Below are 10,540 nucleotides of genomic sequence, written 5' to 3' on the forward strand. Positions count from 1 at the left end.
GCCCGCTCGGCCGAGGCCGAACGGACCGACGAGAGCGACTTACCGATCGACACGAGATCAGCCCGCCGTGTCCACGGCGGCCATCTGCTTCACGACCTCGTCGACACTGATCGACCCGCTGAGCAGCTGCTGGGAGAGCCTGCCCATCAGGTCGAGCGCCTTCGAGGAGAGCGCCACGTGCGGCGCCGGCTTGCCGGTCTTGAGCGCGCCGACGATCGTGGTGACGGCCGGCCCAGCCTGCGACACGTCGATGGTCGTGTCGGCCGTGATCGCGCCGGCGTTGGCGTAGAACGCCTTCAGGGCGTCGGTGGAGGTCAGCGAGCGCACCAGGTCGGCGGCCACCTTCGGGTCCTTGGTCCACTTGGCGACCGCGTAACCGATACCGCCGTCGTACGGCAGGCTCGGGGTCGCGCCACTGGTCACGGTCGGGGCCATCATGACGCCGAGCTTCTCCGGCGTGATGAACTCGTTGAAGTCCTTCCAGTGCCCGATGTCCGACATCAGACCGATGATGTGGGCGGCCTTACCGGACTGGAAGACGGCGAAGGCGTCGTTGAACATCGCGGTGGAGTTAGCCCCGTCGTTGTTCAGCTTCGCGGTGCCGGTCTCCTTCCACAGCTCGAAGATCCGCTTCACGTTCGGCGAGTTCCAGTCGCGCTTGCCGGCGATCCAGTTGTCGTACTCCTGCGGGGTGAGGACGCCCGACGCCAGGGCCGACAGGAAGAACTGGATGCCGATGCCCTCCTTGTTGCCGACGGCGAAGCACTTGGCACCGGTGGCCTTGGTGATGGTGGCGCAGTTGGCGATGAACTCCTGCCACGTCGTGGCCGGCTTCGCCGGGTCGAGGCCGGCACGCTCGTAGAGCGCCTTGTTGTAGTAGATCGGGTGGCCCTGCAGGGTCACCGGAGCGGCGTAGGTCTTGCCGTCCTTGGCGAACGCCTCCCAGCCGGCCAGCCGCTGCCGGTCCTCGCTCACGTACTCGTCGAGCGGCTGGAGCGAGTCCACCCGGTCGCGGATCTGACCGCCACCGTTGAACAGGATGACGTCCGGCCCCTTGCCCGACTGGATGGCCGCGCCCAGCAGCGTGTAGTACTGATCGAACGGCTGGGCCACGAACTCGACCTTGACGTCCTTGTGCTTCTTGGCGAAGTCGGCCTTGGCCTTCTCCACGTACTGCGCGGAGCTGGCCTCGCCGGACTTCCAGTCCCAGACGACCAACTTCTTGTCCGAGCCTCCGGACGATGAACCCGAACCTGTCGCGCTTCCACAGCCAGTCAGGGCCAGCCCTGCAACGAGGACCGCGGACCACACTGCTCGTTGCTTCATCGTTGCTCACCTTCATATGGGGAGTGGCCGAGGGACCGGCCGTCGATGCAAGATTGACGAGAACGTAACTCGTATGACGTCTGACGTCAACGGTTGCCCGTACACTGGGGGCGGACTCGTGGGCCCGCTCCCGCGGCTACGCGGAGGTGAACGTGACGACATCGAACCAGTCGACCGTCAACGGCGCGGCGGCACCGACCTGGGCCCGTCGCCCGGCCAACCTGGCTCAGGCGATCACCGCCGAGCTGGTGACCCGGATCGTCCAGGGAGTTCACCCCTCGGGCACACCGCTGCCCCCCGAGCCGGTGCTCTGCGAGACCTTCTCGGTGAGCCGGACGGTCATCCGGGAAGCGGTGAAGATCCTGCAGGAGAAGGGGCTCGTGCAGGTCCGCCAGGGCAGCGGAACGCTGGTCACCCCGCCCTCGGCGTGGGACATGCTCGACGAACTCGTCCTCGCGGCGACCATCGCCGAGGACGACACCCTGGCGATCCTCGACGACCTGGTGGTCACCCGGCGGGTGCTGGAGTCCGACATGGCCAACGTGGCCGCGCGGCTCGCCGACGAGGAGACCGTCGACCGGCTGCGGGCCCTGGTGGACCGGATGGACGAACTGGTGGACGACCACGTCACCTACCAGGAGCACGACCGCGCCTTCCACGACACGGTCATGCAGGCGTCGGGCAACCGCATCGCCCGGGGCGTCGTCCGGTCCCTGGAGAGCCAGGTCGTCAACACCGCGCGCTACATGGGCCAGCCGGAGCGGGCCATGTGCGTGGCGTCGAACCAGGGCCACCGGCGCATCTACGAGCGCATCGCCGCCCACGACCCCGACGGCGCCGCGCAGGCGATGTTCACGCACATCACCGAGGCGTGGCTCGTCCGGCGCAGCGGGCCGGGCAGCCCGACGCGGCTGCAGCGCTGACGACCCGGTGCCGCAGCGCTGACGACCCGGTCGCCGGACGTTGGCGACCCCGGTCCGACCGGCCTGCGACGGCGGCGCGGAAATCCAGATTTATCCATCGCTTGAGAATGTTAGCGATAACAGACTACCCTCGGGCCGCAGAGGCGAAGGGCACGCTTCACCGCTCCACTCGATCCGCCGAGGTCGATGGAGTCGCGCATGACCAACGCCCGCTGCTGGGTGTCCGGGCCTCCCTCAGGGACGTTGACCACCGCCGTTGACAACGGCGGGACGCCGCGCGCGGGAGCCATGGTGGACCCCCGATCCCTCCTGCCGCTCTCGCGGCACGGCCACCACCGAGGTCCCGAAGCGACCCGCGACGACACGCGGCACCCGCCAGCGAGAGCGGCGAACCGTGCCCGCCCGTCGTGACCCACCCTGGAGGTACCGATGCACCCCACACCGCCACCACGGACGAAGAACCGGCTCCGGCGCGGCGTCGCCTGGCTCGTGAGCCTGCTGCTCATCTCGACGCTGACCCCGGCCACGGCCGCCCACGCGGACAACCCCATCGTCCAGCACATCTACACCGCCGACCCGGCTCCCCTGGTGCACAACGGACGGGTCTACCTCTACACCGGCCACGACGAGGACGGCTCCACGTACTTCACCATGAAGGACTGGCGGGTGTGGTCGTCGGCCGACATGGTCAACTGGACCGACCACGGCTCGCCCCTGAGCCTCAGCACCTTCAGCTGGGCGAGCGCCAACGCGTGGGCCGGCCAGGTCGTCGCCCGCAACGGCAAGTTCTACTGGTACGTGCCGGTGACCGCCCGGGCGACCAACTCGATGGCCATCGGCGTCGCGGTCGCCGACAGCCCCACCGGGCCGTTCCGGGACGCCATCGGCCGTCCGCTGGTGGGCAACGGCGAGATCGACCCCACCGTCTTCATCGACGACGACGGCCAGGCGTACCTGTACTGGGGCAACCCGAACCTGTGGTACGTCCGGCTGAACGCGGACATGATCTCCTACAGCGGCAGCGCCACCAAGATTCCGCTCACCACCGCCGGGTTCGGCACCCGGACGGGGAACGCGAGCCGGCCGACGCTCTACGAAGAGGGCCCGTGGGTCTACAAGCGCAACGGTATCTACTACAACGTGTTCGCGGCGGAGTGCTGCTCCGAGTTCATCGGTTACTCGACCGCGACCGGCCCGACCGGCCCCTGGACCTACCGCGGGACGGTCATGCCCCGCCAGGGCGCGAGCTTCACCAACCACCCCGGAGTCATCGACTTCAACGGCGGCTCGTACTTCTTCTACCACAACGGAGCGTTGCCCGGCGGCGGCGGCTACACCCGCTCGGTGGCCGTGGAGAAGTTCACCTACAACACCAACGGCACCATCCCGACGATCAACATGACCACGACGGGCGCACCCCAGATCGGCACCCTGAACCCGTACGGGCGGCAGGAGGCCGAGACCATCGCCTGGGGCTCCGGCATCGAGACCGAGCCGGCCAGCGAGGGCGGGATGAACGTCGGGTTCATCGAGAACGGGGACTACATCAAGGTCAAGGGCGTGGGCTTCGGTACGGGCGCGACGTCCTTCTCCGCCCGGGTCGCCTCGGCCACGTCCGGTGGCACGATCGAACTGCGCCTCGGTAGCCCCACCGGCACCCGGGTGGGCAGCTGCGCGGTGCCGGGCACCGGCGGGTGGCAGACCTGGCAGACCGTCTCCTGCCCGGTCAGCGGCGCGACCGGGACCCAGGACCTGTACCTGCGCTTCACCGGCGGCAGCGGCAACCTGTTCAACTTCAACTGGTGGCAGTTCCAGGCCGGCGGCACCACGACGCCCACCCCGACCCCCACCGCGACGCCGACTCCGACGCCGACGCCGACTCCGACCCCCACCCCGACGCCCACTCCCACGCCGACGCCGACGCCGACGGTCCCGGCTGGGCAGTCCTGCGCGGTGACCAACACCGTGGTCAACACGTGGCAGGGCGGATTCGAAGGACGGCTGACGGTCACCAACGCCGGGGCCTCGTCGCTCGCCGGGTGGCGGGTCACCTTCACCCTCCCCAGTGGGCAGACGGTGTCACAGGTCTGGAACGGCACCCTCACCCAGACGGGCAACCAGGTGACCGTCGCGAACGCCGCCTACAACGGGCAGCTCGCGCCGGGAACGTCCACCACCGCGGGCTACCTCAGCACGAGCGCCACCACCAGTCCGCCGACCATCACTCCGACCTGCTCCCCCGCCTGAGGGTCACTCCACCCCCAAGAACACCCCCACCCCATCCCCACCTCGCCCGCCGCCGACGTTGATCATGAATTTGGTGCCCCTGACACGCCGATAGGGGAGCAGCAACTTCCTGGTCGACGGGGTGGGGAGGGGGTGGGGTGGGGGTCCTAGAAGTCGTCGTCGAAGGCCACCGTCCCGGTCACTCCCACCTGGTACGCCGACACCCGCCGCTCGAAGAAGTTGGACAGCTCCTGGACGTCCTGCAACTCCATGAAGGCGAACGGGTTGGCGGACCCGTAGTGCGGGGCGATCCCGAGCTGGACGAGACGGCGGTCGGCGACGTGCTGGAGATACTCCCGCATGTCCGCCCGGGTGAGACCGGGCACGCCCTGACCCACCAGGTCCTCGGCGAACTGGACCTCGCACTCGACGGCCTCGGTGAGCATCTGGCGAACCTGGTCGGCGAGATCGTCGTCGAACAGGTCGGGCTCCTCGGCACGCACGGTGTCCACCACGTCGAACGCGAACGCCATGTGCATCGACTCGTCGCGGAAGACCCAGTTGGTGCCGGAGGCCAGGCCGTGCAGCAGGCCGCGGGAGCGCAGGAAGTAGACGTACGCGAACGCGCCGTAGAAGAACAATCCCTCGATGCAGGCGGCGAAGCAGATGAGGTTGAGCAGGAACGCGCGCCGGTCGTCCCGGGTCCGCAGCTCGCGCAACTCCCCCAGCGAGTCGATCCAGCGGAAGCAGAACTCGGCCTTGCGGCGGATCGAGGGGATGTTCTCGATGGCGGCGAAGGCGGCGAACCGCTCGGTCTCGTCGGGCACGTACGTGTCGAGCAGGTTGAGGTAGAACTGGACGTGCACGGCCTCCTCGAACAGCTGCCGCGACAGGTAGAGGCGGCCTTCCGGGCTGTTGACGTGCTGGTACAGGTTGAGCACGAGGTTGTTGGCGACGATCGTGTCGCCGGTGGCGAAGAACGCGACGAGGCGGCTGACCAGGTGCCGCTCGGCCGGCGACAGCCTGTCCAGATCGGCGAGGTCGGCGTGCAGGTCGACCTCCTCGACCGTCCAGGTGTTGCGGATGGCGGCGCGGAACCGGTCGAAGAAGTGCGGGTAGCGCATCGGGCGGAGAGTGAGATCCATCCCGGGGTCGAGCAGCATGTGCGTGGTCCTCGCGTCAGCGGCGGTGTCGGAGACGGTCACTGGCACGCCTCGCACGACTCGGGGTTCTCCAGCGAGCAGGCCAGCGCCTCGGCGTCACTCGTCGACGGCGTGACGAGGGCGACGGCGGCGGGCGTGACGGTGGCCTGCTGGATGCGCGTGGCGGGACGGGAGCGCAGGTAGTAGGTGGTCTTCAGCCCGGTCTTCCAGGCGTACAGGTACATCGAGGAGAGCTTGCCGATGGTGGGCGAGGCCAGGAACAGGTTCAGCGACTGGGACTGGTCGATGAACGGGGCGCGGGCGGCGGCCAGGTCGATCAGCGCCCGCTGCGGCAGCTCCCACGCGGTGCGGAACAGCTCCCGCACGTCGGCCGGGAGTTCCACGACGTCCTGCACCGACCCCTCCGCGCGCCGGATCGCCGACCGGATCTGCTCGGTCCACAGGCCACGCGCCTTCAGCTCGCGGACCAGGGCCGTGTTGACCTGGAGGAACTCCCCGGACAGGGTCTCGCGCTTGAACAGGTTCGAGACCTGCGGCTCGATGCACTCGTAACACCCGGCGATCGAGGCGATGGTCGCGGTCGGCGCGACCGCCACCAGCAGCGAGTTGCGCAGCCCGTACTCCCCGACCCGCTGGCGCAGCGCGGCCCAGCGCGCGGTCTGCGTACCCTCGACACCCCACAGGTCGGGTTGGAGCTGGCCCCGCGCGGCCCGGGTCTGGGCGTACGCCGGATGGGCGCCGAACTCACGCGCCAGGTCGGCGGAGGTCTCCAGCGCGGTCAGGTACAGCTCCTCGCTGATCCGGGTGGACAGCTTCCGCGCGGCCGGCGAGTCGAACGGCAGCCGCAGTGCGAAGAACACGTCCTGCAGGCCCATCAGCCCGAGCCCGACCGGCCGCCAACGGGGGTTGCTCGCCGCCGCCTGCGATGTCGGGTAGTAGTTGATGTCGATGACCCGGTCGAGGAACGTCACCGCGGTCCGGACCGTGGCGCGCAGTCGCGGCCAGTCGATGCCGCTCCCGGTCAGGTGGGCGGCGACGTTCACCGAGCCGAGGTTGCACACCGCTGTCTCGGCGTCGCTGGACACCTCGATGATCTCGGTGCACAGGTTGGACAGGTGCACCACGTTGCCCGGCTCGGCCGTCTGGTTGCACAGCCGGTTGGCCGCGTCCTTGAAGGTCATCCAGCCGTTGCCGGTCTGGGCCAGGGTGCGCATCATCTTTCCGTACAGCTCCCGCGCCGGCACCTGCCGCACGTAGCGGCCCTGCGCCTCGGCCGCCCGGTACGCGGCGTCGAACCGCTCCCCCCACAGGTCGGGCAGCTCGGGAACCTCGTCCGGGTCGAACAGCGACCACACCTCGTCGGCCTCGACCCGGCGCATGAACTCGTCCGGGATCCAGTTGGCGAGGTTCAGGTTGTGGGTACGCCGGGCGTCCTCGCCGGTGTTGTCCCGCAGTTGCAGGAACTCCTCGATGTCCGGATGCCACGGCTCCAGGTAGACGCAGGCCGCGCCCTTGCGCCGGCCGCCCTGGTTGACCGCGGCGACGCTCGCGTCGAGCGTACGCAGCCACGGCACGATCCCGTTGGACTGCCCGTTCGTGCCGCGGATCAGCTCGCCCCGGGACCGGACCCGGGAGTACGCGATGCCGATGCCACCGGCGAACTTGGACAGGTTCGCGACCTGGGCGTAGCGCTGGTAGATCGAGTCCAACTCGTCGCGCGGCGAGTCGACGAGGTAGCACGAGGACATCTGCGTGTGCCGGGTGCCGGAGTTGAACAGCGTGGGTGAGCTGGGCAGGTAGGCCAGGCTGGACATCAGCCGGTAGAAGTCGACCGCCTCGTCCGGCGTACGGGACAGGCCGCAGGCCACCCGCAGCAGCCAGTACTGCGGGCTCTCCAGCACCAGCCGGCTGGTGGGGTGGCGCAGCAGGTACCGGTCGTAGACCGTACGCAGCCCGAAGTACTCGAAGCGGCGGTCGCCGTCGGCGTCGACGGCGTCGTCGAGCGTGCTGCCGTGCGCGGCGACGAACGCGGCGGTCTCGTCTCCGATCAGCCCCTGCGCGTGGCCGGTCCGGATCGCCGCGCTGAACGAGGTGACGCCCTGTCGGCGTACCTCCCGGTCGATGTGGCTGGCCAGCAGCCGGGCGGCGAGGCGCGAGTACTGCGGCTCCGTACCGATCATCTCGGCAGCGGTCTGGATGGTCAGCCGGTCCAGCTCGGCTGTCGTCGCGCCGTCGTACAGGCCGCTGATCGTGCGGGTCGCCACCCGCAGCGGGTCGACGTCGGGCAGGTCGTCGGCCCAGCGCTCGACCTCGGCGACGAGCCTGCGCACGTCCACCGGCTCGCTGGCGCCGCCGCGTTCGCGGACCTGCCCCGGCGTACCCCGGAGGGCCGTCTCGCCGCCGGCCGCGGCTACCTCGGTAACTGTCACCACTCACTCCTCGCGAGCTTGAGGACCTGATGGCCCTCGGCACGAGGAGACCGACACCGGCGGACGCCACGCCGGCGGCGCGGATCCGAAAGGCGTCGGCCGTCCCACGCGGCCTCGGACCACCGCCCACCCGGATGCGGGTACGCGGCGCGCTGGCAGGTCTTCGGACTCGCGGGCACGACCGGGGTTAACCCGGTCCCCTACTGGCCGTCGCTTCCCAGGCCAGGTGGCGGCCCAGTGCTGATGACGGCTGTCGTTCCCACTCACCGCTGCGGGGCAGTCCCGGAATTCCACCGGGTTCCCTCTTGCCTCGACCATCCTGGAATGTGTGGCCGAACCAGCTGCGGTCGACACCATATATAGGGGCGACTGGGTTTGTCACACCCCACATGTCGGGTCCGGGCGTGTCGCGGTCGTCGCTGACGGCCGTCGTCGATCCGTCTGCGACGGCAGACGCGCGAGCATCCGGCGGGGTCGCGTTCGGACACCGCCGTCGGCTTGACCGACCGAACCGGCACCGATACGGTCGACCCACTATCTGCGGCGACGCGAGGGAAGCCGGTGAGAATCCGGCGCGGTCGCGCCACTGTGAGCGGTCCCCGACCCCGGGGGCCGCGAGCCAGGACGCTCGGTCGTCCGCAGCCTTGCGATGGGGACGCGTCATCCCCGAGGAGGTTCGTGCACGCATGTCCAGTTCCACGTCCAGCCAGCCGCTGGTGCACCCCGCTGCCCCGACCCGTCTCCTGTGGACGGTCCTGGCCACCGTCGCCGTGCTCACCCTGCTGGCCTATCTCGTCGCCTTCGACCAGGGCGCGGTCTCGCGCAGCGGGACGTACCTGCACGAGCTGATGCACGACGGCCGGCACCTGCTCGGTGTCCCGTGCCACTGAGCGGCACCGGCACCGCACCCACGTTCGTCACGGTTCTCCTGCGCGGGCTGCTCGCCGGCCTGGTGGCCGGCCTGCTCGCCGGAACGTTCGCCTACGTCGTCGGCGAACCCCACGTCGAGGCGGCCATCGCCATCGAGGAGGCGGCGGCACACGCCGAACCCGCCACCGGGGGGCACCAGCACGACGAGGACGCTCTGGTCAGCAGGAACGGCCAGCGCGGCGGGCTGTTCCTGGCCACCGCCCTGTTCGGGGCCGCGATGGGTGGCCTGCTGGCCACCGCGTACGTCCTGCTGAACCGGCGGCGGCGCACGGTTGACGACGGGTGGTCCGGCCTGCTGCTGGCCGGCGGCGCGCTGCTCGGCGCGGTGATCGTGCCGTTCCTCAAGTACCCGCCGAACCCGCCGGCCGTCGGCGACCCGGCCACCATCAACCAGCGCACGGTCACCTACCTGCTGCTGGTGGTCCTCGGCCTGGTGGCGGTCTGGTCCGGTTCGCTAGGCTACCGGTCGGTCGGCGAGCAGGCGCCGGTGTGGCTGCGCGCCGCCGCGGCGGTCGGCGGGTTCCTGCTGGTCACCGGCGTGGCCTACGTGGTGTTGCCGTCGTTCCAGGAGGTCCCGGGGGACTTTCCCGCCACGCTGCTGTGGAGCTTCCGGCTCGCCTCCCTCGGCACCCAGGTGGTGCTGTGGACCGGGATCGGCCTGCTCTTCGCCGCCCTGATGCACCGGCAGCGCGCGGTCACCGACGCACGACTGGCCGGGTGAACGCCACCAGCCTGCGGCTGGTCGCCCACGGTCACACCGCCGCCCTGCGGCGGGCCCGGTTCGGCGGGGACGACACACTGGACGAGGGTGGCCGCAGCGCCGCCCTCGCCCTATCCCCCACCGTGCTGGGCCGACGGGCATCATCGGGCGACACGGACGCCTGCCTGTCCAGCCCCGCGGCGGCGGCCGTCCAGACCGCGTACGCCCTCGGTCTCGCGCCCGCTGTGGAGACGGCGCTGGCCGACTGCGACTACGGCGACTGGACCGGCCGGTCGCTGGAGGAGATCGGCGCCGCGCAGCCCGACGCGCTGCACGAGTGGCTGTCCACCCCGGACGCCGCGCCGCACGGGGGCGAGTCCGTCGCCGCCCTACGCGAGCGCGTCGGCCGCTGGCTGGACCAACAGCGCGGCCTCGGCCGACGGGTCACGGCCGTCACCCATCCGCTCGTGATCCGGGTCGCGGTCGTGCACGCCCTGGGACTGCCGCTGGCGACGTACCGGCAGTTGGACGTCGAGCCGTTGGCGGTCGTCCGGCTCACCGGCCAGGGCCCACGGTGGCGGCTCCGCCTGAGCGCGCCTCCGGCACCCGCGAGCGGGTGACGACTGTCGACCACGGCCCCTGTAGAGCTGCCCCAGATTCGGGGCGGCATGGAAGCGGTGGGGTCGGGCTGCCGGCAGGCGTACAGACCGGTGAGCGACATACCGCAGAGCGGGCGGGCCCAGAACGGGTGTCGGGGGGGGCGTGCAGCACGGCCCCCCCGGCAGGGGTGTTGCCCGCGTAAATAGCGCCGGGGAACCTGTAAGGGCGGGACCCCGCCGGGGC

At 70.3% G+C, this 10,540-nt stretch carries 8 protein-coding genes and 2 riboswitches; of the genes, 5 read left to right on the forward strand and 3 right to left on the reverse strand.

The window, feature by feature from the left end; all coding sequences use genetic code 11:
- Positions 1–57 precede the first annotated feature (57 nt).
- Positions 58–1,326 carry an extracellular solute-binding protein gene (locus AB0J68_RS17215; RefSeq protein ID WP_355136676.1) on the reverse strand — a complete coding sequence of 423 codons (1,269 nt, stop codon included), beginning with the start codon at positions 1,324–1,326 and terminating at the stop codon, positions 58–60.
- A 152-nt stretch (positions 1,327–1,478) separates the two neighbouring features.
- Here AB0J68_RS17215 and AB0J68_RS17220 point away from each other — a divergent pair, with 152 nt between their 5' ends.
- Entirely contained in the window at positions 1,479–2,249 is a 771-nt protein-coding gene (locus AB0J68_RS17220) for a FadR/GntR family transcriptional regulator (protein ID WP_363939319.1), read from the forward strand.
- Positions 2,250–2,678: 429 nt separating this feature from the next.
- Positions 2,679–4,496, forward strand: coding sequence for a family 43 glycosylhydrolase (locus AB0J68_RS17225; protein ID WP_363939321.1), 1,818 nt, complete (start codon positions 2,679–2,681; stop codon positions 4,494–4,496).
- Between the two features lie 146 nt (positions 4,497–4,642).
- Here the strand turns inward: AB0J68_RS17225 and AB0J68_RS17230 are convergent, their stop codons facing one another.
- Positions 4,643–5,638 (reverse strand): ribonucleotide-diphosphate reductase subunit beta, encoded by a 996-nt coding sequence (locus tag AB0J68_RS17230; RefSeq protein WP_354859910.1) that lies wholly within the window; start codon positions 5,636–5,638, stop codon positions 4,643–4,645.
- A gap of 38 nt (positions 5,639–5,676) precedes the next feature.
- Positions 5,677–8,067, reverse strand: a complete 2,391-nt coding sequence (locus AB0J68_RS17235; protein ID WP_363939323.1) for a ribonucleoside-diphosphate reductase subunit alpha — start codon at positions 8,065–8,067, stop codon at positions 5,677–5,679.
- A gap of 136 nt (positions 8,068–8,203) precedes the next feature.
- Positions 8,204–8,424, reverse strand: a riboswitch (cobalamin riboswitch).
- A 196-nt stretch (positions 8,425–8,620) separates the two neighbouring features.
- Positions 8,621–8,695, forward strand: a riboswitch (cobalamin riboswitch).
- Between the two features lie 58 nt (positions 8,696–8,753).
- Between AB0J68_RS17235 and AB0J68_RS17240 the strand changes: the two genes are divergently transcribed.
- Genes AB0J68_RS17240 through AB0J68_RS17250 form a run of 3 tightly spaced genes read left to right on the forward strand, consistent with a single transcriptional unit; the run spans position 8,754 to position 10,317 of the window.
- Positions 8,754–8,957, forward strand: a complete 204-nt coding sequence (locus tag AB0J68_RS17240; protein WP_039906051.1) for a CbtB domain-containing protein — start codon at positions 8,754–8,756, stop codon at positions 8,955–8,957.
- A complete protein-coding gene (locus tag AB0J68_RS17245) occupies positions 8,948–9,718 on the forward strand; it encodes a CbtA family protein (RefSeq protein WP_363939326.1) in 771 nt (256 codons plus the stop codon). Before AB0J68_RS17240 ends, AB0J68_RS17245 begins: the two co-directional genes overlap by 10 nt.
- Positions 9,715–10,317, forward strand: coding sequence for a histidine phosphatase family protein (locus AB0J68_RS17250; protein ID WP_363939328.1), 603 nt, complete (start codon positions 9,715–9,717; stop codon positions 10,315–10,317). The genes AB0J68_RS17245 and AB0J68_RS17250 overlap by 4 nt, the downstream gene beginning before the upstream one ends.
- Positions 10,318–10,540: the final 223 nt, after the last annotated feature.

The sequence above is a fragment of the Micromonospora sp. NPDC049580 genome (genome assembly GCF_040675595.1).
Taxonomy (GTDB): Bacteria; Actinomycetota; Actinomycetes; order Mycobacteriales; family Micromonosporaceae; genus Micromonospora.

Bases quoted from the DNA above. Each gene is read 5' to 3' on its own strand.
- AB0J68_RS17215 (WP_355136676.1), bottom strand. From the start codon at position 1,326: ATGAAGCAACGAGCAGTGTGGTCCGCGGTCCTCGTTGCAGGGCTGGCC.
- AB0J68_RS17225 (WP_363939321.1), top strand. From the start codon at position 2,679: ATGCACCCCACACCGCCACCACGGACGAAGAACCGGCTCCGGCGCGGC.
- AB0J68_RS17230 (WP_354859910.1), bottom strand. From the start codon at position 5,638: ATGCTGCTCGACCCCGGGATGGATCTCACTCTCCGCCCGATGCGCTAC.
- AB0J68_RS17240 (WP_039906051.1), top strand. From the start codon at position 8,754: ATGTCCAGTTCCACGTCCAGCCAGCCGCTGGTGCACCCCGCTGCCCCG.